We start from the raw sequence: 26953 nt of genomic DNA, 5'->3' as shown, positions 1-26953 counted from the left end.
AATCAGGAACTGTATAGGGATTTTGAGCTATCAAAGTAGTTATGTGGTAGCTCGTCAAATATTATAATGATGAATTAATTATGAGTGGTCCTTCAATGGAAGCCTATGGGCCAGTCCCTTCGCGAAGATTAGGACAGAGTATTGGAATAAACAATATCCCACCCAAAATCTGTAGCTACTCCTGTGTTTATTGTCAACTCGGACCAACAATACATATGCAGTCAGAACGTCAGGAGTTCTATTCGCCAGAGGAAGTCTATAGAAAGGTAGAGAATCAAGTCAACAAAGCACAGGAGAAGGATGAACGTATTGACTACCTCACCTTTGTACCGGATGGCGAACCAACCCTTGATGCAAACCTTGGAAGGGAGATAAACTCAACCAAGAGATTAGGATTGAAGATTGCTGTGATATCCAATGCATCGCTAATTTCCCGTGAAGATGTTAGGGAAGACTTGCTTGATGCGGACTGGGTGTCCCTAAAGGTTGATGCAGCCTCAGAATCTATGTGGCGCAAAGTGAATAGGCCACACGGGAAGCTGAATCATGAGGATATTCTAGAGGGAATTAAGACATTTGCAGATGTGTATGACGGAGAGCTTGCAACAGAAACGATGCTAGTCACCGATCTCAATGAGAAAACCGATGAAGCTCAAAGGATTGCCGAATTCTTATCAGAGGTAAAGCCCGAGGAATCTTACGTTGCAATCCCTACAAGACCTCCCGCGGAGCCATGGGCCAAAGCTCCAACTGAGCCAGCGATAAATGAAGTATATCAAATCTTCAGTGAAAAGCTGAGCCACGTCGAGTACCTGATTGGTTATGAGGGAAATGCATTCGCATTTACAGGCAATTTTGAACAGGATATACTCAATATTACATCCGTGCATCCGATGCGAGAAGAAGGAGTGGATTCGTTGCTCTCAAAAGCTGGAGAGCAGTGGGATACTGTTCATAGATTGATAAATGAAGAGAAACTTGTTGAAACAGAGTTTGAAGGGAATAAGTTCTACATGCGTGCATTGGAGAGTAGTCACAAATAATACGAAAATGTGAAAAAGGTGGACCTAGCATCCGTTTTGAATAGAGAAAGCGAATATGGGACTTGGAAATGAGGGTAAAAAGTTCTATTCTGTTTCATTCAATTTTTTTAGCAATAAGACTCTCCAAAGCCTCTTCGTTTCACGTCAAAAACCTTATTCATGTTCTAACGATAGTTAATGTAGTATAGTAGTAGAATGTCAAACAAGTGAGAACAGGGTCGCCTATAGCACAGTTACAAGAAGCAGATTGAGGTGTAGATATGAAAAATCCAGAAGTCGCAGACCTGTTGTATGAAATAGCTGATTATTTGGAAATCAAGGGAGTGGATTGGAAACCACGTGCTTATCGGAGGGCAGCAGGTGCGGTTGAAACGCTATCGGAAGATATTGAGCAAGTGGCTGAACGAGGAGAACTAAAGGATATTCCAGGAGTCGGGGAAAGTATTGCATCAAAAATAGCGGAATACCTTGAAACTGGGCATCTGGAGTATCTAGAGAACCTGCGACAAGAAATGCCAGGGAAGCTCCGCAAATTAATGGATATCGAAGGCATAGGACCTAAGACAGCAGTGAAGCTTCACAGAGAGCTAGAAATATGCAACATAGATGACCTACAGAGAGCGGCTGAAGAAGGAAAAATCAGAGAGCTTGAGGGTTTTGGAAAAAAGACAGAAGAGAACATCTTAGAAAACGTTCAAATGTACAGAAGCCACCGAGAACGCTTCCTCTTGGGATATATGCTCCCAACTGCACAGAAAATCGTTGACGAACTGGGCAAGTTAGATGTAGTGAAACGAATCGAGCTTGCAGGATCGATTAGAAGGAGAAAAGGCACTATTGGTGATGCAGATATTTTAGTCATATCCGAAGACCCTGACGAAGTAATGGACAGTTTTGTTCAAATGGGAGAGGTTGATAGAATTTTATCAAAAGGGGACAGGAAAAGCACCATCGTTCTTGGAAATGGACTGCAAGTTGATCTTCTTGTAATCGACGAGAAGAACTTCGGTGCAGCATTGATGTATTTCACCGGATCCAAGGAACATAATGTGGAACTGCGGAAGAGGGCGATAGAACACAACTGGAAACTGAGCGAGTATGGTCTTGAAGAACGTGATACAGGTGAAGTAATAGCTCAGGCTACTGAAGAGGACATCTACGATAAGCTGAATCTCCAGTATATCCCGCCGGAGCTTAGAACAAATAGAGGAGAAATCGAAGCAGCAGCTCAAAACAATCTGCCGAATCTGGTGGATTGGGAGGATATCAGAGGAGATTTACATGTGCATAGCAATTGGAGTGAAGGTTCCCACTCCATAGAGGAAATGGTTCAGAAGGCGCGAGAAATAGGACACGAATATATCGCCATTTGTGACCATACACAAAGCCTACCTATTGCACAAGGTCTGACGGATGAGGAGTTTCAAGAAAGGGAAGAAGAAATCACAGAGGTAAATGAACGATTTGACGATATAGAAGTCCTGTCAGGGGCAGAAGTGGATATTCTACCAGATGGGAGCTTGGATTTGGAAAATGACACACTAAACGATCTTGATATCACAGTTGCTGCGGTGCATTCTTCATTCAAACAGGACGAGGATACAATGACTGAAAGGGTGCTTTCTGCAATGAAGCATGAACACGTCGACATCCTAGGGCATCCGACTGGACGCCTTGTTCAAGAAAGAGATCCTTATGCGATTGACCTAACTAGGATTTTCGAGGGGGCTGAAAAACATGGTACTAAGCTTGAGGTAAACTGCTTCCCTTCTCGATTGGATTTGCGCGATAGTGACATACTCAAAGCGCGGAAATATGATGTTCAATTCTCACTTGGGAGCGACGCTCATAGCATTGATCATCTCAGATACTTGGAGTTGGGGTTATCAAACGCGAGGAGAGGATGGTTAGAGAAAAATCAGATTATCAACACCCAAAGTCTTTCTGAGTTAAGAAACGTTCTCGGTTCTTAGTCAGAGTCCCGGTGTCTCTCAGCTATGGCGCGGGTCACAAACCTCTTTAGTCAATCCAAAGCGACGAATTTAGCAGTTTCTTCTAGGAGTCCTGCCCATGAGAGACAAATATACCAAGAAAAAGGTGAGAGACTTTGAGAGCAGCAAGGCTGATGCTGCTGCCCTTGCCAAATGCTTCAACTCCTTCGATGATGCTGATAGCTGGCCGGGAGGTTTCACCCATGGTACACCATTTACAGCAGATAGGGTTTTGGAGCATCATGAGAAACAAGAGAGAATAAGAGCTTGCGTGGCATGTGAGGGTGAAGAAATCGTTGGTTACTGTGACATAGCTGAAGGCGAACTTGACCCTGAATCGGCGTATGTAGGTGTGCTCGGAGTCAACCCAGCGTTCCAAGGTCAAGGATTTGGAAAAGCATTGCTCCTAGAGGTTACAGAGACTGCTGCAGAAGAAGGGAAAAGGCGACTGGATCTTCACACCTGGGGCGGTAACTTGAAAGCAATGCCCCTATACAAGAAAGTTGGCTGGAATTGGGTTCCCAAAACGAGGGTTTTGATGGAGAACTATATCCCCGGCATAATCAGCTGTGAACTGTTCAATTCTTTCTTCAAACGATATTACTGGTACGATGCTTTGGAGCGAGAATTGACCCAGGACCCCAATGATACCAAGGAGAACGGAATTGGCATATACCGATATCTATTTTCAGGAGAAAATGGCGATGAGCTCGAGGTCGTCATCGATAGGGAGGCTAAGGGCATATGTGGTTTCTCACTCATACTGGATGGTAAAACCATTTCAGCTATGTTGAAACCAGAACGGCATGAAGGCTATATCGGATTTGGAGCAACAGAATTTACCCTCTAAGTGAAGAATATCTCGAAATCAGTTATGAACTTGTCAATTGAAAAAGAAGCAATCGGGCCTTTGTCCATAGAAGCTCAACAACGGAATCGTGCTGCGATAGAACGAGGTGAAGAATTCAACTTAGCGGGCTCATTCATTCTTGAAGATATGGCAAGGCACTTGGACAGGGACAAGAACCCTGATGAGAAACTAAAAACCTATTGCGAGTTCAATCTAGAAATTGATGGAGCGGGAATAACTCTATACTCCGGCATCATACCTATTCAACCTGTTTCTCTTTCAACTGGGCCACGGTACCCTTGCCTTGTACCTGGAGAATCTAAAGAGCTAACCCTCATCCTTGAGAATTGTACTGATACACCATTGGAAGGCATTGTCCAAATTTCTCCAGACGGGGAAGCTATGGTACAAGCTCAGAAGAAGACCTTTGATTTCGAATCTGGCGACATTGCTACATTTGAAGTAGAAGTAATCGCACAAGAGGACATCAGAAACAAGGAGTCAAAGATATCCATCGAAATCTTGGTGAAGGATGAAGACGAATACAAGATACTGAGAAAAGAGGATCTCGTCATACCTGTCCTCGATGCATCGGGGGCAATAGCCTATCAGGCACTTGATAACTGCTATATCTTGGAAACGAATTCATGGCGAATGAGACTTCATCCCACCCCGCCAATGGAAATTAGAGAAATCGAGAACAAAATCACTGGACATAGAATAACCGGGTGGTTCTACCTGCCTCAACTTGGATATCCATTCCCAGATGTTGGTAGTGAGTGGAGTCAAAAGGAGCTGGGAGTTAAATTAGAGAATAATCAACAAAGCGCTAGAATCATACTAAGTAAAGATTCAGAAGAAAGGCCTGGAATCCATTACAAAGCAAAGTACTGTGCTACGCAAGACGGTTTGCTGCAGATATCATTGAACCTCCACAATAAGGGGAATTCAAAGTACGACAACCTGGGTGTTAGAATAGGAGGGTGGTCTAACGAACGCGGAGATAAAATCTCGGTCCCCTTAACCAAAGGGCTCTATCAGCTGGTAAGCCCTGAATGGACAGGCAGGGGACAGATACCCAAAAAGCCGGAATACTATGAAGAGGAATGGGCGTCTGTGGAGGTCGACAATGGCAACTCCCTAGTTGGATCAGTTTGGAGCCATGAAGATATACAGAGCATTCAACTCGCAAGAAGGCCAATGGTGCCAACCCTGGAATACAAACTGGATGATTTATCTCCTGGAGTAAGTGTTGAAAAACAACTGGTCAGTCTTGTGATTGGACAAGGTGGTTGGCAGAAGGTCAGGAAGGTTTGGTCACAGACTCGGTCTAGAAGCATCGACATTCATGAGAAACCACCAATTCGAGAAGATATAGAAGTGGGATTTCTGAATGTGAATGAGGATTCATTTGGACCAGTACAATCCGTTCTATTCTTGGACAAATCGAGAGTGAATCAAGTCAGAATCCAGATGGAGATTATTCACAGAGAGCCAATAGAGGCCAGTGGTGTGCTTCGGCTTCCGGAAGGAATCACAGCGTCAAAGAAAGAACCCATCGATTTTCAGACTGGAGATTTCAGTATCGAGCAACCATTTCTCATGGAACTCGAGATCTCCTGTGAAACTGATTGCGGAGCTTTCTGTGAAGGTGGACGAATTGATCTCAGTTTTCTAGATAGAATGGTCACAATTCCATTTACAACAATCGTGTATGATAGCCAAGCCAATCTCAACTATGGAATAGAAAGTCATAGTGGAACAAATCTTTACCTTGTAGAATCCAAAGACTATGAGCTGGGAGTCTCACCAAGCTATTGTGCCAGCCTTGTTCGATTTGGTCGAAAGGGGGAGAATGTATTCTACGATACATTTCCCGAAGCTAATCCCTTCATCTGGGATGACGAGCATTATAGCGGTATGACACCTATACTGCAAGGCTGGAGTATCTGGGATTGGCAAAGCGCGGTTCCAAAAGAGAAATGGACGATTGAAAAAGTCCAGAAGGGTCCCTGGTATGGATATGAAATGAGAACTCTGTTGGAGCATTGTCCCGAAATTGAAGGCATTGAGGTAACTATCAGTCATTTGCTTCTTCAAGGTGTGCCAATAGTGAATAGTTGTATGCGCATTAAGAATAGAAGCAAGAAATGGAATAGTATTCATTATGGATTTCGTGGTGTGCCCAGATTAGGTGAGAAAGCCCAAAGTGAAATCCATACCGTTATTGAGGGAAAGAGAATCGCATACAAGCCTACAGCGGTTTCAACAGCCCTCCGCCCGGACTCAGAAGAGGGGTGGGGTGCTTTCCATAACCAGGAAACTAACCAGATTCTCGGAATCATTTCAAACAACAAATCAAATAGAGCACTTTCATTGTCAAACGGAGGAGAGCAGGTCCAATGGATTACACTCAAAGATGATGCTCGTCTGAACCCAGGAGAAAGCAAGAATGTGGAATGTTTCTTTGTAGTCGCACCAAGTATCAACATGGTGCATAATCTCAAGGATATGAGAAGCAATTCTTCAAATAGACAGCATCAACGGGAAAATCTCTAATCAGCTAAGCAAGTCTTCTTGCACGAGCTGAGCATTCAGCTGCTTTGTTGGGATTTCCGATGCTTTCATACAAGTCCCGAGCGATTTCCCAAGTCCGCTTTGCTTCTTCTGGCCTATCTAGAAGCTCCAATACAATTGCCCGTTGGTAAATATGCGTGGGATCGCTTGGTTCTGCTGCGAGAGCAAGGTCAAAATCGATTAGTGCACTTTCGAGTTTTCCAGCAGCAATATGAAGCATACCTCGCTGATGAGCAAATTCAGCGTTTTCAGGTTCCAAAGAAATAGCTGTATCGTAACATTTCAGTGCAGCAGACCTATCTCCTTGAAGCGCCAATAGCTCACCATTCTTCATCCAAGCAGTCGCATTTTCCGGATCCAAGCTGACCGCCTTCTCGTATGCGTTATGAGCCTGTTCTGTGGCTCTCAAAGCCATATGGGCATCCCCCTTTTTTACCCAGAGTTCGGAAAAGTCAGGATTGATTCCTAGTGCTTTGTCGAAGTAGTAGAGCGCAGACTCATATTGGTCCAGTTCATAGAAAATATCGCCTAAAGCTGAGAGGGCTATGGGATGAGCAGGATCCATATTCAGGGCACGATCTAGAAGTTTCTTAGCAGATTCAACATCGCCCTGCTCAGTTCTCATCCTCGCTAGTTGGAGAAGAGCGGGAAATGAGGCGGGATTGATTTTGAGCAGCTTTTCGAGTTCATCTGTAGCCTCTTCTATTCTCCCAAGCTCTTCCAAATAGAGAGATTTGACATATAATGCTCGGTCACAATCTGGGGTAATCTCAAGAGAACGGTCCAGGTGGTTCTTCGCACGAGACAATTTACCGGCCTGAAACTCAGCCAAAGCCAAATATGCCAAGATTTCAGCTTCATTGGGTTGCATGTCATTGATGACGCGAAAGCACTCAACTGCATCACGCGGTTTGTCTGCATAGAGATATGCGATGCCCATATACATGATAGCCTCAGGACGACGGGGTTCAATACCCAAAACCAAATCGTACAGCATAATGGCCTTTGCTAGATTACCATCTTGGAAATGCAGATTGGCAAGCCGCATGAGTGTATCTGGAAGACGCTCATCATCACTGAATGCATCAATCGTTTTTCGTAAGTCCGCTTCTAGCTCTTTCAGATATTCCCATCGCGAAGCTCCAATCTCAGGACGGTGAAGACGATCGGTATCTATGTGCTTGTCAACTCCTACTGAATCCAGCACACGCTGAATGTTCCCGAGGAGCTTCTTTGTCTCCAACGTTCTCTCCCTGTGAAAAAGAAGGAGACTTTTCTTATCAAGTTTGACTAAGCTGTGATTTCAACAGGCCGAAGGTTCACCACGCGGTGTTCCCCTTCTGCGGTATCATATTCCAACATGCCAACAAGCTCTCCCTTGGCACCAGGCTGAAGCTCGAATTCGATTTCATTAACCGATAGCTCACCAGGAGCGATAGTCCCAATGTGTTTGCTCTTGATTGTCTCGGTTAGCTCAGGCACGCCAAGCACAACCTGAGCATTACGCATCGTCATCTCCGATCCGTTCCGCACAACCACACCGAATACAACCATACCTTCCCGAATCTTGTACTCAACAGACACATCCATACCGGGTTCAAGGCCGGGACTGCTGGGTTCGGCTTCGGTTATGTATTCTTCAACCTCAATCTCTTGCCTGATCCGTTTGGCGACTATTAGAACCACCCCGAGTACGACTACACTGATGGCCACGGGGATTGCCCAGTGAGTTTTTGGCTGGAAATCATCCGGGTCTTTGAGGCCATCTCCATCCGAATCTTGACTCAGCGGATCTGTACCAAAGACAACAACCTCTTCATAATCAGTCAAGCCATCCTGATCCGTGTCTTCATTGCTTGGACTAGTTCCATAGGTGTTGACCTCTTCGCCATCATCGAGCCCATCGGAATCTGTATCATTGTTTCCTGGGTGACAGCCGAGCAGGCCAGTGTTCATGATTTCAAAGTAATCAGACAGCCCATCGTTATCGCTGTCAGAATCATAAGGATTAATCTCCCAAGTGATGACCTCATCGTAATCCTCAACGCCATCTTCATCTGAATCTGCGTCAAGAGGGTTCGTTTCGTAGACTATGGCTTCTTCGTAGTCAGTTAGGCGATCTCCATCAGAATCGGGGTTTGTAGCGTTCGTACCGAATACGCCGATTTCTTGCGAGTCCGAGAGGAGGTCTGAGTCAGTATCATTATTCAGCGGATCCGTTCCGTATTGATCAACCTCGGCACCATCAAGAAGCAAGTCTGAATCAGAATCTTCATCAAGTGGATTCGTTCCCAGCTCAATCTCACGGCCATCCTGTAAATCGTCATCATCAGTATCCGGGTCCAATGCGGTTGTACCGTGTGTTCGTAGTTCTTCTATATTCGTAAGCCCATCGTCATCAGAATCATAATTGGCGTCCAGCGTATCACCGTGGGTGGTGTTCGTTGTTGGGTCGGTGTCGGTTAGAAACACTTCTTCATAGTCACTCAATGAATCGTTATCAGTATCATTCGACAGCGGATTCGATCCGTATTCTTCCACCTCATCAAAATCTGATAAGCCATCCTCATCTGAGTCACTGCTTAGAGGGTCAGTTGCGTACTCATCGACCTCCTCAAAGTCCGAAAGCCCATCACCATCCGTATCATCCTTGAGCGGATCAGTCTCGTAAATCTGACACTCCTCACCATTGCTCAAACCGTCGTCGTCTTCATCATCATTGTAGTCTGATAAGCCGTTGTCATTGCTATCCTTGTCGCGTGGATCTGTCTCCGTTAGGACGCATTCCTCATAATTGGTGAGAAGGTCTCTATCTTCATCATCCGCACCATCAAGAGTACCGTCACCGTCTGTATCATTCAAGCGGGGGTCCGTTTCTGTCAATTCTATTTCATGCTCATTCGTGAGGTTGTCATCATCCATGTCCCATTCAGAGTCTGATGTGCCGTCCCCTTTTGTGCTGTAGAGGAGAGGGTCAGTAAGGGTCAGATTGTTTTCTTGGAAGTCCGTCAAACCGTCCAAGTCGCTATCTTTCTCAAGCGGGTCGGTCCCGATGGCGACCTCGAGAGAGTCCAGCAATTTGTCACTGTCCGAATCTTCCGATAGCGGGTCAGTGTTGTGTATGTTTAATTCAGCTCCATCTTCAAGCCCGTCGCCATCCGTATCTGGCTGTAAGGCGTCTGTTTCGAATACCCGGATCTCGTCGTAATCGGAGAGACCATCTGAATCAGTGTCAGTATTGTTCAACAGTGTATAGAACGTTCTAGCTTCCTCCGCATCGTCTAAACCGTCACCATCAGTATCGAGCGAATTGGGGTCGCTTGAGTAGTAGAAGAGCTCATCCCAGTCTTCCAGTCCGTCTTGATCACTGTCTGCAGATTTCGGATCAGTTTCGCTTATTTCTATTTCATAATAATCCGAAAGCCGATCACTATCCGTATCGATAAGTGTGCAGTTGGTTTCATAGAGGTAAATCTCAAGATAGTTGCTTAATCCGTCTCCGTCTGCATCATCATTATCATCAGTAATGCCGTCTCCGTCGCTGTCAGCAGAAGTGGGATCTGTGTGGCTGTTGAAGATTTCATCATTGTCGGCCAACCGATCATTGTCTGTGTCTTCATCAAGCGGCGACGTTCCGTAGGTGTTCACTTCTTCACCATCTGAAAGACTATCGAAATCCGAATCAGCATTATCGGGATCTGTTCCTTCTTCGATTTCTTCCTTGTCGTTCAGCCCATCTTCATCTCCATCGGCGGTGGTAGGATCGGTATCGTAAAGCTTCCACTCCTCCCAATCGCTGAGCCCATCTGCGTCAGTATCATTCGAATTGGGGTCAGTTCCCAAGTCAAGTTCCTTCTTGTCGCCTATGCCATCCGCATCCGAATCAGCAAGGTTTGGATTCGTTCCGTGTTCATTGATTTCGGCATCATCTGCAAGCTGGTCGCCATCCGTATCCCAAAGCGTTGGCGAAGTTTCATGAACGTAGATTTCATCATAATCCGATAAATTGTCTGCATCCGAGTCTTCAAGGGCAGGATTGGTGCCATACGTCATGTGCTCGTCATAGTCACTGATTCCGTCATCATCTGTGTCCATGTCCGTGGGGCTGGATCCAGCAATATTGACCTCAAAACCATCTAGTAATGAATCGCCATCGGTATCTGGATTTGTGGCATTAGTCCCGTAACCATAGATTTCAAGCCCGTTACTAAGACCATCGCCATCCATGTCTAAATCGTAATCGGAGGTGCCATTGTCATAGGTGCTGTATTTGGTAGGGTCAGTTCCAAGCTGGTCAACCTCGAATCCATCGTATAGCCGATCTCCATCCGAGTCAGCGTCCAGCGGGTCTGTTGACTGCTCAAAGATTTCTTCGTAATCTGAAAGCGAATCTCCATCGGAATCACTTTCGAGTGGGTCTGTACCATACGTGTTGATTTCTTCCCCGTCAAAAAGGCCATCATCATCAGTATCTGCGTCACCGGGCGATGTCTCATAATCGTCAACTTCAACACCGTTGATTAATCCATCTCCATCGCTGTCGATTTCATAATGAGTGTGTGTTGAATTGTACATCTGTTCAAGCGGGTCTGTTAGTGTCATATTAATCTCGACGAAATCTGAGAGCAAATCTCCGTCAGTATCGTTTTTTGTCGGATCGGTTCCATAGTCATTGACTTCAGGGCCATCCTCGATTCCATCTTCATCAGAATCTACAACAAGGGGATCGGAGTAGTATACAGATACTTCCTGCCCATCTTCAAGCCCATCACCGTCAGTATCTGCCACCGTAGGATCAGTCTCATATTCGTCCACAACACCATCCAAATCGAGGTCTTCACCCAGTTCTCCAGCATCCCATACACCATTAGAATTGGTATCGTTGAATCCATCGACCAGACCGTCGCCATCAGTATCTGCCAGTGTGGCATTCAAGCCGACTTCGATTTCCAAGCCGTCCCTCAGCATGTCACCATCCGTGTCCCTGTTTGTGGCGTTGGTGTTGTAATCACGGAGCTCCTCCACGTTAGTAAGGCCATCGTGATCTTTGTCATCATCAGCATCGAGAATGCCATCATCATCGCTGTCTGAATCATTAGGATCCGTCAAGACCTGGAGAACCTCTTCACCATCCGTGAGTCCATCCCCATCACTGTCGCTGGAAAGGGGGTCCGTCTCGGCATTGAATTCTTCTAGATTCGTGAGGTTATCCGTATCGGGGTCCTCCTCCCAGTCAAGAACACCGTTATCATTAGAGTCATTGTAGAGCGGGTCGGTCTCCGTCATCTCTACCTCGAACCAATTGGGAAGATTGTCAGAGTCCTCATCGTCATTATAATCCGAAATATCGTCCCCGTCAGTATCCGACTCATTTGTGAGGGTTTCAGTTACATAAAGCTCGATACCATTCGATAAGCCATCATCATCGAAGTCTTCGTCATAATCAGAGATGGAGTCGTCATCACTGTCTTTGTCATTGGGGTTTGTTCCCAGAATCAGTACCTCGTCGCCATCCTCAACATCGTCTCCGTCACTATCAGGATTGCGCGGCAGAGTGTCATACACGTAGAGCTCATCGTAATTGCTCAAATTGTCCAAGTCAGAATCTTCCACATCGTCGTCTATTGCGTCTCCATCTGTGTCAACCAGAGTTGGATCAGTTCGTGTGAAATAGATTTCATCCCCATTCGATAGGTCATCCCCATCATAGTCGAAGTCATAGTCACTCGTAACACCATCAAAGAACGTGGCGTCAAGTGCGACACTTGCGTTCCAGTACTCGATTTCATCCGGGTCTAGAAGGCCGTCGCCATCAGTGTCCTCCAAGGTGGCATCGGTGCCATAGGTAAGAACCTCGGCTCCATCATCCAAAGAATCATCATCTGTATCAGTAAGGGTAGCATTGGTTCCATAGACATACCATTCGTCGTAGTCATTGAGACCGTCCAAATCCGTATCATTGCTGTTTGGATCTGAACCCCACGTATTCACTTCTGCTCCATCTGTCAAAGTGTCCCCGTCGCTGTCGGGGTTCGTGGCATTTGTGTTGTATGTGTTAATCTCCTCGAAATCATCCAGCCCGTCTGAATCGGTATCCGCTGCTGATGCATTTGTACCGTATTCCGAGTACTCTTCAAAATCATCAAGCCCATCTCCGTCTGTGTCTGCTTCTCGCGGATTCGACCCTACGATTGTCACCTCCTCCCAATCGGTCAGCTGATCGTCATCCGTGTCAGAATCAGTAGGCGAAGTTTTCCATGTTTTGACCTCGGGACCGTCTAGAAGCCCATCGTCATCGCTATCCTCATCTAGAGGATCCGACCCCACCTGCAACTCCTTCCAGTTCGTCAGGCCGTCTTCGTCTTCATCATCGTAGTAATCGGATGTGCCATCATCGTCGCTGTCGACCTCATTCGGGTCAGTTTCCGTCTGACGGACTTCTTGAATGTTTGAAAGGCCGTCGCCATCGTTATCGTCTTGAGCGTCGTTGGTTCCATCGCCATCTGAGTCTGACCGCGTTGGGTCCGTCTCCGTTATGTTGTTTTCTTCATAGTCATCAAGCCCGTCAGTATCCGTATCGGCTTGATTTGGATTCGTGTCAAGATAGACTTCTTGCCAGTCATTGAGCAGATCTCCGTCTGAGTCTTGGTCATTTGGATCCGTTTCGTAGGTGCGCACTTCCTGGAAATCTGTGAGTCCATCCGAGTCCGAGTCGCTATCGTTCGGATCGGTGTTGTATTCTAGTACCTCTTCACCGTCAGTCAATTTGTCATTGTCAGAATCAGAATCAGCCGGATCGGTGTTTTCGATAAGAGTCTCCCGCGCATCTGGCAAATCATCACGGTCGGTATCAATGCCATACACACTGACCTGACCGTTGTCTAATCCTACCGCGAATTCGAATTTAGAATCGTTGTCCAAATCCCCAGTATCGAGAATACCAGAGAAGGCGGTCACATCGGTTGTCGAGATTTCATATCCCGTAGCATTGTAGATGATAACCGAACCACCATCTACTCCCACAGCAATTTCATCCGTTGTGGTACCATCAATATTCGAGTATCGTAGTGAAACAACAGAAGTGCTCAGGGTCTTGTTCCACAGCGTACCGAAAGTCGTGTTGAGTGTATACAGCTCGCTACCAATTGTTCCAATGGTGACCTCGATTGCTGCATCATTATTCACATCACCAGCGAACAGTGCTTCTATCGAATCATCAAAGGTCCTGCTTACCAGTGCAGTTCCGTTGTTCCAGTAGGCCTGTAGTTTCCCAGCGCTACCACCATATATCACTTCAAGGCTGCTATTTCCTGCCAAATCTGCGAGTTGGATGGTGTTGATTTCCTGAGTTGTGCTTTTTGAAAACAGAAGGGATCCATTATCCTGTAACAGGAAAAGACGATTGGATAGTGTTGCGCCCAAAAGCTCTTCTCGGCCATCGATTTCAATATCCCCAGTTGTCAGTAATCGCACTGAACCAGTGCTTGTGTAGTTCCAAAGCTGTGTTCCATTGATATCGTAGGAGCACACTAACCCATCGTCGCAACCTGCAATAACGGAATCGATGCTGTCGCCATTCAGGTCAGCACCCAGAACCGCTCGTGTATCATCAGGAAGAGTGACGTTTCTTAGCAGAGTCTTGTTTCCGCCCACCACAAAGAATCCATTGCTGGTCCCAACAACGATCTCCTGAGCAGTTTGAGCATCCACTTGTAGTGTGGCTAGTGAATATGAAGTCGAGCTGAGATTGAGAACCCAATCCTCAGTTCCATCCTCTTGGTAAAGGTACAGCTGGTCCTCAGTAAGAACCGCAACTTCATCATAGGCATCAGCATCGAAGTTACCCATTGCAAGGTCGATAATAGAACCATCCGTTGTATTTGACCAAACCAGAGCCGTCTCAAATGGCCGCAAGTCGGCGGGAACACTCGATTCATACTGCGCTGGAGTTTCAGTCATTGGCACGAGTTCATCATCAATTGGAACTGAAAGAAACAACACTACAGCAACAACAACGACTGCTCCAACAAGGTATTTTGATCGCATCAAGCACTTCCTCCTGCCTCGGCTTCTTTCCAAGGCTTTACATTAAAGAAATCGAAGAAATCTGCTTCAACTACAGATACTTCTTCAAACGGCACATCAAGCTCGTTGAGGCTATGAATTACCTCTAGCATGTTATCCTTCGGCTCATCTATGAAGAGCTTGAGTGTGTTACGACCGGTTCGGGCAATGTACTCAACTCCCTCAATAGAACGTACTCGGTCTCTGATTGCAGACGACATCGAAGGAAAAACAACTTGAAGGCTTTCTCCCTCACCAGGGAGACTTGAAATGAGGTCTTCTGGAGTGCCGAACCGGCTAACATAACCATCCTCCAGAAGGCAAACTCGTGTACAATAATCAACAATTTCAAGGTCGTGACTAATAATGGCCATTGTGGTATCAAGTTCGAAGTTTAGTTCCTTGAGATAATTGAGTGTTTCATGACGCAGATGGGCATCCAGACCTGTTGTGGGTTCGTCTAGGAGCAATAGTGGCGGTTCATGAATCATACCAAGACAAATAGAAACCCGCTTGCGTTCTCCTCCAGATAGACGCTTCACCCGTTTTGTTATGAGCTCTTCGTCAAAGCCCAGGATGCGTAGTATCTTTCGAGCCTTTTCTTCAATTTCAGCTGGTTTCATCCCGAAGCATCGACCAAAGAATTGCGCGTTTTCCAAAGGGGTGAAATCATAATAGAGTGATAGGTGCTCAATCTGTGGCACATATCCCACTAGGAGGCTTATGAGCTCAATCCGTTCAGTAACATCATATCCTCCGACAAAAGCCTTACCACTCGTTGGCTCCAGCTGTCCGGTTAGCACCCGTAAGACAGTTGTTTTTCCTGCTCCCGAAGCACCAATAATTCCAAGGAATTCACCTTTGTTAGCATAGAACGAGACTCCTTTGAGTGCGTAGAAATCACCAAACGCAACTTTCAAGTCATCCACAATAATTTCTTTTTCATGGTCTGGCATCGTCACACACCTCCAACCATGTCATTAACTTCTTCGAACAGCTCTTCTGCTTCTTCGAGACTGTCCTTTAGACCCCGTAATGATTCAATTTTTTCTATGCGGTCAAGATCTTCACGTTGGATTATTTCTTCCATTTGTCTGAAGACTGCCAACAGTGTATTCAGCGCTGTATCAATGCGACGAGTTAATTCAGGATCAACTTCAGGGATTCGCATCCGCCTTCTCCGTCGCATCCTGTTGGCCGCTAGGAAAATGCCCACAACACCAAATGTACCAGTGGATACAAGCAGAGCAAATTGTGGCATTGTCAAAAGACCTTCTCCGTCAGGAACTGGCGGAGTAACACTCTCCTCGTACAGCGTGAAACTGACACTCGCATAGGTGGTTGCATATTCCTCGCCAAGGATGATGAAAATCGCGTTTATGCGTCCGTCAGACCGCCAATAATTGGGTGTAAACTGTGAAGAATAAAGGCCATCACCAACAAAGCCTGCGATGAAATATGCCAAAGAACCGTTGGGTAATTCGAATGCTACAGCCACGGTCAAATCATTTACAGGGCGTCCTTGATGGTCAGTTATGTAGAGATTCAGATAAACGCTCTTTCCTGTTGGATACGAGGTCTGATTCTCAGATAGGGTTGCTACACCATTCAGTGTATCCTTCAATAGGTACTCGTTCAGATTATCCAAGAGGATAGAGTTGTTATTTTTTTCTAGGTTCTTATTCATGAAAAGGCGCGAGGAACCAAAGAGTACAAGTTCTGGAGAGGAGCTGTCAAGGAGAACAACAGGACGGCCGCCGACGGTAGCTGCAGCCATTGAATGGTTGTTTTCAATAAAGGCCCCTTCTTCTAGGTATATGCTTTCAATATTCGGGGATAATGGGGAGCTACGAACAATCTCAGTAGTGTTTTCCTGCGTATGCTTCCCAGTGAGAGAATATCCATATGGTTCAAGTAATGAATTGAGACCTGTGATATTATTGCGGTCCTCATGATCTCCAAGGATAATCAGCTTCCCTCCATCACCAGTGAAATTCCGTAGAATGGAAATCTCAGTAGAGTTGAAGCCTTCTGAGGGCGCAGCAATTATGACAGCAGCAAACTGGGTTAGTAGATTAGCGTCGAGCTCCATTCCTGGGGTTTCAACTAGGTCAAGACCCTGCTTGGCCATCTTCTCATCCATCTTAGACAAACCCGAAAAAGTGGTCATCCGAAATTGTGCCATTAGTTCATCAATAGCACCGAAATCGTCCAAGCCTCCAATGCTGATAGCCTCGCCATCATCTTCAGTTTCATTGGATTCTTGAGCGAGTGGGAAGCTCATACCATTTCCCATGTCGGTATCGCTTGCGCCTCCCAGTCCACCTTCCAGTCCACCTCCCAAAGAGAATCCACCGCCGTGAGAGGTATCATAGAGCATCATAGCCTTTGGATATTGGATTACGGTTTCAAGCGTGGTATTTTGCGACCAGCCGGTTTCTGCTTTAACAACATAGTCACATCTGTGATAGCCATCCATCATTATGGGTGGAGCAAGAGAAAAGAGGGAGAAATTGTAGTATCCCTCTACATTCTCGCTTTCGGGTAAGCTTGGATCACCCCAATCGCTGGCATTTCCAAAGCCTGTAACAGTAACATTGCCAAGAGGAACAGTACTAGTCAAAGACACGGTACATAAACTGAAGTCAGAGGGGAATCGAATATTGAAAGGTGAAGAGGGAAGGTGTTTCGGGAAGACTGAAGTAGACTGAATAGGAGTTTCAACAAATACATCTCGAATCAAGAAGTCATCGAGAAGACTCACAGCAGTACTTGAGATTTGGCCAGAGGGGTTTGTCACCAACGCAAGTGCGTACTCCAAACCAACTGAGACTACCCATGCCGCAGATCTCATCCCCTCTTTCTCCGGATTCCACTCCGTGGAAAGGGTTTTTGCAGTAAATGGGTCCACCTCGCTATAACTGAAATACTTGCTGAAGACTGTGCCGGTTTCATTTCCACCTTCCAGAATGACCATCGCAGCCACCATCTGAGAGGGTTCAAATCCAATATTCATGACAACCGCACTTGATTCATAGATCATGCCCGCTTGAGTGGTCCTTGGAATTGTGGCTTCTACAACAATCAAGTCACCTTGGCCAGATTGCAACGCGGGTGGTTCCTCAGTCCACATCCTATCGATGGATTCATCCAAAAAAGTACGATTCTCTGCGAATCCCATTGCTATTGTGACGTTTTTCGGATCATTATAGGATAGATGGCCGAAATCCCATTTCATTCCAAGACCGACTGAACCATCGAATTGAGTAGAACCAGTTAGATTGTCGTTGGAAACATGCGAGTCTATATCTGAGGAATTGCCTACTTCGAATGCTGAGAGCTCCCTGCTTGCATTCAGTCCGAAGTAGTAGTCCCTGTGATCTTCTGAGATTGCATAGGCGAAAATCTCATCCCGAAGCAAATCATACTTACCATGGTCATCACGTCCATCAGAAAACAAATCTAGAGAGTAGGACATGAAGAGACTGACATTCTCAAGGGGTTCCGGACCCAGATTGAGAACGTGTGGAGTGAACCTGAACCCAACTATTGGTTCTGTAGTTTGTAACGTAAAATTGTAGGCCTCTACCATTAATGCGACATACACTGTATCATTGTATGAGAGGATGCCTATCCACCTGTTGTAATTACTCTGATCTGATTCTGTGGCGACTTGATGCATCTCCCGTTTCACTTTGAATTCCATCAGACGCATTGGATCGTTATCATTCCATCTCAACCATAACATACCCATGAGCTGATGAATACTTGACTGGGACTCGCCACGGCTATCGATTGCAACAACAGAAGTTCCGAAACTACTCATTAGCAAAGTAGTTGATGCATCTTGAGCCGATGCTGAAAGTAGGCCTGTGGCTAGTAATGGCAAACCAGTTGTACGATTCTCTGCCTGGCCGGGTTGCTCTTTGGTACTCAAGTAATCATAAGCTGCCGGAAGATTGAGTAGACCAGCACCAGCGTCATTTACACCATACTCTAACTCGGTTGCCGTGTCTCTGAGAACATTGGCCATAGCTATGGGGGTGGCACGGTCAAATGCTTGGAGTAAAATTGCAGCTGCTCCTGCTACGATAGATGCCGAAGCTGCTGTAGAATCAGCTCGAATGTAGTTTTCATCAACCTCTTCTCCAAAATCCCCTCCAAGTAAAGAAGAGACTCCACCCAACTCAGCAGTATCAAGTGACCCAAATCCTGCAGCACTAGCTGCAGCATCAGCCCTTGCGCCAACTATGCCAGTACCTGGAGCCACCAAGTCTGGTTTAGCAAACAAACCAAAGGATGGACCACGACCGGAAAAGGTGGGTACTTCCTGGTTCTCTGTATCGTATGCTCCCACCGTGAGCGCAACCTGGGAGCCACCGGGTGACATCACCGTAAGATAGTCGGGACCATCATCCCCTGCAGCGGCAACAACAAGAAGGCCCATCTCAGCAGCTTCTTGCAGGGCCAAATCAACCGCATCGCCCGGAGAGCCAAAAGTGTTGAAGGGCATGAGAATGATATCTGCCCCTCTGCTGACTGCCCATTCAATCCCTGAAACGATCCAGCTCGGGGATGCCAAAAGGCCGCCCAAAGTCACTTTGGCTGAAATCATGGTTGCGCCAGGAGCAATACCCGCATACAGCCCATCTGAAGCATTACCAGTACCAGCACAGACAGAAGCTGCATACGTTCCGTGCCCAATCAAATCAATAGGTAATGAATCTCCTTCAACGAAGGATGCATACGCCGTGACTTTGCTGTCTTGTGTTGTATCATTATCATCGAAATCATCAAGGTCGGGATGAAGAAAATTGACACCCGTATCCAAAACTGCAATAACGACACCGCTCCCATTGTAGCCTTCCTCCCACAATTCATGAGCTCCAGTCAGGTTGACAGGAGAGCTGTATTCAGAACTAGAAGGCATACTGGAAAAATCAAATCTAGCTGTAAGATTCTGAGGTTCGTTCGACCAAATTTTGGTTATGAGGTTGCTACGGGATAAATGCCGCAGAGAACTTCCAACCAACTTCACACGGAGAAGTCCCAAATCCTCAAAAGCTTCTACAATCTCTGCATGAGAATCAACAGCCTTGATTGCTTGGGCAGCCTTATGCCTGCTCGCATCTGTGTCATATTGTACAAGGACATCCAATTGCTCATTACTTTCCGTCTTATTTACGAGCTTGCCCTGAATCTTCGTCGGTTGATTGGTCGAATCTCTGTTTCTGGTTGGAAATGCGGTGGTACCGCTAAATGCAGAAAAGAGCATGAAAACAAGTATGCAAATGGCTATGCGTCTTGACATAGTCGAAGTTCTATTCCTAGCTCGAACCATCTCATCACTTCTCAATAGTGCCTGCAATCAAACCTCGTGTTATAGCGATGTAGTAATCCACCATATCCGCGACAGACTTGGTCTTTACGATTTTCACTGGAATATCAGTCTCTTCCAATGCCTTGACGCACCGTTCAGCAACCACTTGCAATGGTTCATCGGTGAAGGCTTTGAGCAATTCTCCTCTTTGGAGAACGAAACTGACCCCTTCTACATCCTCCAATGTAGGCCGAGCTCGTGGATCTACATCTTCCAAAACCACACCCACTGAGAAACCTCGTGAGGGCATAGATTGTTTTAGTTTGGCGGGACTACCAAATGCAACCAAGCTCTTGCCTCGCATGAAGACTGCAACCTTGTCGCAAAACTCACCTTCCGAAGGATAATGTGTGACAACAACAATGGATGTACCGTATTCTTGATTTACATAATCGAGAAAATGCCATAGATCATTGCGATTATCCGGATCCAACCCACTCGTTGGTTCATCCATTAGCAGGACCTTGGGCCGGTGTACAAGGGCTATGGCTATCGAAACTCTTCGTTGTTGACCACCACTAAGTTCTCCAACTGGTTCGTTCCCTTTCTCTAGAATGCCGAAGTCTTTGAGCAGAGTTTTTCCTCTTTTGATTAGTTGCCATTCGGGAATATCATACTGCTTGCCAAACGCAATGATATTTTCAAGCGGAGTGAATGTTTCGTACATATAGCTGAGGTCCTGTGGGCAGTAGCCGAAGAAATGCCGAACCTTTCGTGTTTGTCGTGAATCTATCCCAGCAATCCGAGCTACACCGGTACTGGGAATGTCTCCGATGAGAGCTTTGATACAGGTAGACTTGCCAGCGCCTGACTCGCCAATAATGGCAAGCATCTCACCTTCGTTCATTGAAAATGTGACATTCTCAATTATTTTCTTGCCGCTCTTGACTGTAACTGTGAGATTCCTTGCTTCAAGGACATTTCTGTAGGCAGGGGCCTGTTTCCAAGCAAATGGCTGGACATAGATCTTATCAGCCAGAATAGTGAGATCCGGATCTGAACGGGGACCAATTAGGAATTGCGGCTGGGTTACAAGGAATATTTGTGGGTCACCAACCGAGGTTTCTGGCGCAACTCGAACTTCAAGGAATCCTTCAGGTAGAATTGGAGCTGGCTGTGTTGAGGCCCCCACCAAGCTACCCCGAATCATGATAGGCAACTTATCTGAAACCCTTTTGCCCCAGACAGTACATGTCACATCTTGACTACCCAGTATTTTCTCCAAATCCTTAACTGCCTGTTGAAGCTCGCTACCTTCGTAAAAGAAATCATCGTACAGGTCACGCTTCAAATAATTCTGAAGGGTGAGTTGTGTTGCTGCAATATCTTCTTGTGAAGATCCTTGCCCACCAATAGTCACCACCTTGTCGATATCTCCATGGCTTTCTCGACTCAAATCTTCCTCCACAAGAACAGCCAAACGGCGGGTGATAACCCCCTTCTTGATATCGAGGATTCTGCCACGCACCCGTACGTTCTCGTCCGTGGAAGTGAGTTTCCCTTGGACATCACAATGAAGCTCCCGGTCTTTACGTGCAAGACACCAATCCAGTACTTCGTTCATTCTGGCTCCGGAGAAGAAAGCCTCCTCAACGAATGATGGTTTTTCGCTCGCCTCTGTGTCTTGTATTGTATTGCTTGTCATGTCTACCACCTAACCGAGAGTTGGCTTCTTAGAGAAAATTACAGTTGCTGCCAAAATGGCTAGCACCGAAAAGCCAAGTAGCTTAAGAATCGGGAGCCACACCTCGAATATACTCAATCCTTTGAATGCTGTGCTTATAAGCAAGTCCAAACCCTGATTCATGGGCAAGATTTCATCCAGAACACCAACGTCAATGAAAAAGCCAGCAAGAATGAGAGTTCCAAAAAGAACAAAGAGAAACATTTGGTTGGCTTGGAGACGTGAAGACGCCACAGCAGATATGAGAATACCAGTAGCTGAGCCTGTAAGCGATATGAGACTCATAATTAGCACTAATGACAAGAAACCTGTGTTGAGATTCAGTCCGAAGACCACAATCCACAATGTAATGAGTAATAGTGACTGGAAGAAACCAATAACAAGATAACCTGCTACTTTCGCCAGTATTACCTCAAGCCTGTTAGTGGGCGTGAGTAGCATCCGTCGGAGGGGGATATCGCCAACAATAGACTGTGCAGAGGTCATTGCTATCCCAAGATAGCTCGAAAAGATTACGATAAAACCACCAAACTGGCTCTCAACATAGCCACCGTCAGGAGTGAACTCGATAGTCATAGACGGAAAGACCTCCGAGCGAATCCACATATGAGATGCGCGGAATGAAATTATGGCTCCCTGAACAATGCCCTGAACAGTTGACTGGTCAATTAGTTCGGTTGCGTCTGTATGAACTTCTACAAATGTTGGCTCATTAATCGTTAGGTTCGCTTCGAATCCATCTGGAATCACAACATAACCTATAATCTCCTTTTGATACAAATCCTCGAAAGCAGCATCTGAGTCATTATACTCGATTAATGTTCCAGTGAAATTGCGTAAATATGCAGTGAAATTCTCTGAGAGGTCTTCACCTTCGTAGGTGCGAGTGGTGTCCAAATCAATGATTCCTAGGGTGACATCGGAATCAGCTGTCTCATTCATGGCATCATCTGAGTCACCAGAATCGTCTCCACCCATCTGCATGCCACCCATACCACTCTCTGCAGTTACAAAGTATAATGTTCCAATAAGAGCGGCTGGCAAGAGAAAAATTAAGAACAACGCAACTTTGTCTTTCACAATCAGCCGAAGTTCTTTGGCTACCATATTTGTTATACGCCTAGAAGGTTTTGTGACAACTTCAGCCATTCATGAGCCCCTCAATATGCTAGTTGGGATTGTTCTATCAAAGTCTTATCGCTTCTTACTGATAGGTGGCCTTGGCAGAGACTATTAAGGTTTTATACGCTGCTATGTAGGCGCTGCAAGAAAAATGAGATGGTGTTTACAGTAAGTAAACATAAGTACTCCACAAGAGAGATAGAATGTTGTACGGCCAAGTTTACCTCAGACGAGGATCGGAGGTATAGTGTGTGATTAATGAAGATTGCGAGGTAACCGAACGCCTGTTTCGCGTAGCCAACAAGCACGAAATTGACATCCGGGAACCAAGGGAAAACATAGAACCAGAGACACTACGGCAATTGCTCAACACCAAAATCCTCGATGAGGCCGAAATGTGGACACTTCCCGAATGGAGGTTTTTCGAATCAGCTACATACGATAATGAAAAGCGGCTTTTTGAGATAGATAGATCAGTCATTGGGAGCCCGGGAGGAAAGCATTATGGCGTTTGTGATGCCCTCGGACTAGTTTCAACCCTGTCGGGAGCTGGCTCAATGAATGTACTGGTTCCAAAAAAACGGGGAGATCTGGTTCTCGGTAATAGTGAAAGACCGATGCTTGAGCTGCTTTCCACTTCCGATCAAGTCTATCATTTTGAGGAAAGATATGAGGCGGTAGACTACCAACGTTTGGTGTATCACTCCTATAATGAGGAAGCTATCTACAACGAGATCCAGCTTCAAAACCATTCACTTGAAGAAACTGAATTCACCTTCTATGTACATCTTGCACCCATTACATCGAAGGGCATAGACCCCATTGAACACATTAGATTGGACGAATCCAACAACATCCTCTTCGTAAACAACATGGCAGCATTAGTGTATAATGAACCACCCACATCTGTTATGCTCACCACGGCTGATAGTTACGAAATAGACAAATATCTCCGAAACAAAGAAAACAGAATAGATGACACAATCTCAGCTGAATCCGGGTTGGCTACAGCACTTCTACGGTATGATATAGAACTGGAGCCGGCTGGAAAAAGGATTTTTTACTTCGCATCTCCATTGAGGAATAACTCAGATGCTCAGACTTCACAGTTCGTGTTGGACGAAACCATTAGAAAAGATACAGTAAGACGATGGTTTGAGTTTCATTCATCTACAAGTGTCGATGAGGTCCCTGACGACAATCTCAACCTTGCACTTGGCGAAGCAAAAGCAAGGATTGCCATACAGATCTATTCTACACTTCTCTCCAGCGAAAAGCCAAAATCTTCGGTTCTAATGGATAGTGAAAAAGCCAGAGCAATGCTTGCTTTTGCACGAATGAATCCTGGAACTTCAATTGACGAAATCGTAAGAGATGTCACAAAGTCAACTATTTCCACCATCAGAGAAACGGACACACTTGATGCTTCACTTATCTGGTCAATCCTCAAAGTTGCAGTCTATCAACAACCGTCCATTCCAGAAGATAGTCTCCGAGAACTAACCAGTCAGGTCTACAGGATACTGACAAGAGAAGAAATTCCAAGTCCATTAGATGTTCGCCAAGACGGGATATCGGAAGATGCCCATGCAGAAGAAAAGCCGCAGACTAAAGCTGCTTCGTTTGAGGAGATTCACAAAGCATTTTGGGGCTGGGCTGTGCTTCATGAGATAGCAAAGTATACCAAAAATGGAGAGAAAGCCCAAGAAATCCAAGATCACGCAACGCGTCTACAGAATTACCTTGCAGAGAACCTGGCACTCCTGAAGAAAGAACAAGAGAGTGAAAACAACCATTCTGAAATTGACCTATACTGGATAACGAAAGCTGCTGCTGATATCGCACTCGTGAAACCGGACTGTTTCGATTTAGATGCAATAGACAATATCATGAATTCTCAACTTCAAAAAATCCTGAATCTGGAGAGATGCCAGCACAAGTCTGAAGGAGCACTTGGCAATCATTTGCTAAGAATTGCATCATACTATGCATACCGAAAAAGAAGTGCAACAGTAATGAAAATCTTGGACAGAGTTGTCTCAGAGACGAACTCATTTCACCAGGTTCCAAACACAATTACCAAGGAAGGAACCGAATATCCACTTTCCCCGGATGGGAGTATCTGTGCAGCAGCGGATTTGATTCTTCTTGTACAAACTATGTTGCTTTCTGAGCAGGATGGGAATCTACTGGTCTTTCCGTCTATCACTGACCGCTGGTATGATTCTAGAGAACCAATGCTAGTCTCAGAAATACCTTCCGCCTACGGTCGTGTCACGCTTGAAGTTGGAACCTCAACAAACCAGCATCAGCTTGAAATAGCTCTCAGACATTTGCCTGAGGAACTACTTGTTTTCGTACCCCACAGATTTTCGATTTCAATGGCGAAATCATTTGGCGGAACGATAATTGATAGGGTAGATCACGAGAGCAACCCATATCTCAGAGTCATCCCACTAACCGAATCGGTTGTAGTTGCTTTTCCAAAATAGAGCTAGGATTTGCAAAGGATACTGGTTTGTGTTTCAAAAACTGAAAGTTTATTAATTTCTAAGATAGCATTAACAATAGTTAAAGGTCATTAACCATAAGAAGGTGGCATAAATCATGGTCGGTACAAAATTCGAGATTCCGCGTCCTGAAAACGAGCCTACACTAAGCTATCTACCAGAAAGCAAAGAACGAGCTGAACTAAAGGCTAAACTGAAAGAAATGCGTTCCGAAAAGATTGAGATTCCGCTCATTATTGGAGGGGAAGAAGTACGTACTGGAGATGTCAAGAAGGCAGTCATGCCTCACAAGCATAATCATGTTCTCGGAGAATTTCATAATGCAGGCGAGAAGGAAGTTCATCAGGCTATCGATGCCGCCCTTGATGCCAGAGAATCTTGGGGTGAAACCCCATGGTATGACAGAGCAGCCATATTCTTGAAAGCGGCGGATCTGCTAGCAGGACCATACAGGTCTACGGTAAATGCAGCAGCTATGCTTGGGCTCAGCAAAACCATTTATCAAGCGGAAATCGATGGTGCAAATGAGCTCCCAGATTTTCTTAGGTTTAACGCATATTTTATGCAGGACATCTATAGAACGCAGGTTACTTCAGGACCACAAGAATGGAATCGGATGGAATACCGACCCCTAGAAGGTTTTGTTTTTGCAGTAACGCCGTTCAATTTCTTGAGCATCATGGGCAACCTTCCTACAGCCCCTGCGTTGATGGGCAATGTAGTTATCTGGAAACCTGCCTCATCAGCGGTCTACACAAGCTATCATGTCATGAAAGTTCTTATGGAAGCAGGACTACCCCCGGGTGTAATCAATTTCGTGCCCGGTCCAGGTTCACAAGTAGGGGATCCGATACTGAAACACCCCGATTTGGCAGGTATTCATTTTACGGGTAGCACCAGCACCTTCAGATTCATGTGGAAACAAATTGGGGAAAGAATAGACCAGTACAAGACCTTTCCGCGTCTTGTTGGTGAAACTGGCGGAAAAGACTTCGTTTTTGCCCATTCAAGTGCCGATGCTGCTGCAGTGGTAACAGCGCTAATTCGGGGAGCATTCCAATATCAAGGACAAAAATGCTCAGCAGCATCTCGAGCATACATTCCAAATTCTCTCTGGCCACAAACAAAGAAGAAATTACTTGAGGACCTTGAGCTCGTCCAGGTCGGAAATCCTGAGAATTTCAGAAACTTCATGAACGCTGTGATTGATCAAGATGCATTTGACAACATCGTGAGCTACATTGAGTATGCACGAGAATCCGAGAGTAACGAAATCATCGCTGGAGGGGAATATGACGATGAGGTGGGGTATTTCATTGACCCTACTGTTGTTGTTACAACTGACCCCAAGGATAAACTTATGCGAGAGGAAATCTTTGGGCCAGTCTTGACCATCTATGTCTATCCTGATGAGGAATATAAACAGACCCTTCACTTGTGCGATAAGACTTCGCCCTATGGCCTCACTGGGTCTATCTTCGCAAAGAACCGAGACGCAATAGTCCTAGCCACAGACATACTGAGGCATGCAGCTGGCAATTTCTACATAAACAACAAGCCCACCGCTGCTGTTGTTGGCAGACAGCCTTTTGGAGGGGCAAGGGCATCTGGAACAAATGACAAGGCAGGAAGCAGAATCAATCTTATGCGGTGGATTTCTCCACGCTCGATAAAGGAGAATTTCACTCCTGCAAAATTCTTTGTTTATAATCACATGTCAGAGCCCTGAAAT

General features: G+C 45.7%; 12 protein-coding genes. 6 read left to right on the top strand and 6 right to left on the bottom strand.

The annotated features are described in order from the left end of the window. Positions 1-95: 95 nt before the first annotated feature. From GF309_16160 to GF309_16145, 4 genes are all read left to right on the top strand, one after another. A complete protein-coding gene (locus GF309_16160) occupies positions 96-1043 on the top strand; it encodes a radical SAM protein (GenBank protein MBD3160314.1) in 948 nt (315 codons plus the stop codon). Between the two features lie 260 nt (positions 1044-1303). After that, complete coding sequence (gene polX / locus GF309_16155) at positions 1304-3016, top strand: DNA polymerase/3'-5' exonuclease PolX (protein ID MBD3160313.1); 1713 nt, start codon at positions 1304-1306, stop codon at positions 3014-3016. Between the two features lie 97 nt (positions 3017-3113). After that, complete coding sequence (locus tag GF309_16150) at positions 3114-3884, top strand: GNAT family N-acetyltransferase (GenBank protein MBD3160312.1); 771 nt, start codon at positions 3114-3116, stop codon at positions 3882-3884. Positions 3885-3914: 30 nt separating this feature from the next. Continuing rightward, complete coding sequence (locus GF309_16145; GenBank protein MBD3160311.1) at positions 3915-6443, top strand: hypothetical protein; 2529 nt, start codon at positions 3915-3917, stop codon at positions 6441-6443. 4 nt (positions 6444-6447) lie between these two features. On the opposite strand, the gene GF309_16140 is transcribed toward GF309_16145, so the two are convergent. The 6 genes from GF309_16140 to GF309_16115 are packed head-to-tail and all read right to left on the bottom strand — an operon-like array spanning position 6448 to position 22738. Next, a complete protein-coding gene (locus GF309_16140; protein ID MBD3160310.1) occupies positions 6448-7704 on the bottom strand; it encodes a tetratricopeptide repeat protein in 1257 nt (418 codons plus the stop codon). Between the two features lie 47 nt (positions 7705-7751). Continuing rightward, positions 7752-14507: a hypothetical protein gene (locus GF309_16135; GenBank protein MBD3160309.1), complete on the bottom strand. Its 6756-nt coding sequence runs from the start codon at positions 14505-14507 to the stop codon at positions 7752-7754. After that, positions 14507-15481, bottom strand: coding sequence for an ATP-binding cassette domain-containing protein (locus GF309_16130; protein ID MBD3160308.1), 975 nt, complete (start codon positions 15479-15481; stop codon positions 14507-14509). Before GF309_16130 ends, GF309_16135 begins: the two co-directional genes overlap by 1 nt. Before the next feature lie 2 nt (positions 15482-15483). Beyond that, entirely contained in the window at positions 15484-19893 is a 4410-nt protein-coding gene (locus tag GF309_16125; GenBank protein ID MBD3160307.1) for a S8 family serine peptidase, read from the bottom strand. Beyond that, positions 19871-21550 carry an ATP-binding cassette domain-containing protein gene (locus GF309_16120; GenBank protein MBD3160306.1) on the bottom strand — a complete coding sequence of 560 codons (1680 nt, stop codon included), beginning with the start codon at positions 21548-21550 and terminating at the stop codon, positions 19871-19873. The genes GF309_16125 and GF309_16120 overlap by 23 nt, the downstream gene beginning before the upstream one ends. Before the next feature lie 9 nt (positions 21551-21559). Then, a complete protein-coding gene (locus tag GF309_16115) occupies positions 21560-22738 on the bottom strand; it encodes an ABC transporter permease subunit (protein ID MBD3160305.1) in 1179 nt (392 codons plus the stop codon). A 224-nt stretch (positions 22739-22962) separates the two neighbouring features. On the opposite strand from GF309_16115, the gene GF309_16110 reads away from it, so the two are divergent. Continuing rightward, positions 22963-25203, top strand: a complete 2241-nt coding sequence (locus GF309_16110; GenBank protein MBD3160304.1) for a hypothetical protein — start codon at positions 22963-22965, stop codon at positions 25201-25203. 115 nt (positions 25204-25318) lie between these two features. Further along, on the top strand, positions 25319-26950 hold the full coding sequence (pruA, locus tag GF309_16105; GenBank protein ID MBD3160303.1) for an L-glutamate gamma-semialdehyde dehydrogenase: 1632 nt from the start codon (positions 25319-25321) through the stop codon (positions 26948-26950). The last annotated feature ends 3 nt before the right edge of the window (positions 26951-26953 follow it).

It is taken from the genome of Candidatus Lokiarchaeota archaeon (assembly GCA_014730275.1).
GTDB lineage: Archaea > Asgardarchaeota > Thorarchaeia > Thorarchaeales > Thorarchaeaceae > WJIL01.
This window is presented reverse-complemented; position numbering and strand designations above follow the sequence as displayed.

Coding starts and splice junctions, on each gene's coding strand:
- pruA (MBD3160303.1), top strand. CDS start 25,319: ATGGTCGGTACAAAATTCGAGATTCCGCGTCCTGAAAACGAGCCTACA.
- GF309_16150 (MBD3160312.1), top strand. CDS start 3,114: ATGAGAGACAAATATACCAAGAAAAAGGTGAGAGACTTTGAGAGCAGC.
- GF309_16160 (MBD3160314.1), top strand. CDS start 96: ATGGAAGCCTATGGGCCAGTCCCTTCGCGAAGATTAGGACAGAGTATT.
- GF309_16115 (MBD3160305.1), bottom strand. CDS start 22,738: ATGGCTGAAGTTGTCACAAAACCTTCTAGGCGTATAACAAATATGGTA.
- GF309_16120 (MBD3160306.1), bottom strand. CDS start 21,550: ATGACAAGCAATACAATACAAGACACAGAGGCGAGCGAAAAACCATCA.
- polX (MBD3160313.1), top strand. CDS start 1,304: ATGAAAAATCCAGAAGTCGCAGACCTGTTGTATGAAATAGCTGATTAT.
- GF309_16135 (MBD3160309.1), bottom strand. CDS start 14,507: ATGCGATCAAAATACCTTGTTGGAGCAGTCGTTGTTGTTGCTGTAGTG.
- GF309_16130 (MBD3160308.1), bottom strand. CDS start 15,481: ATGCCAGACCATGAAAAAGAAATTATTGTGGATGACTTGAAAGTTGCG.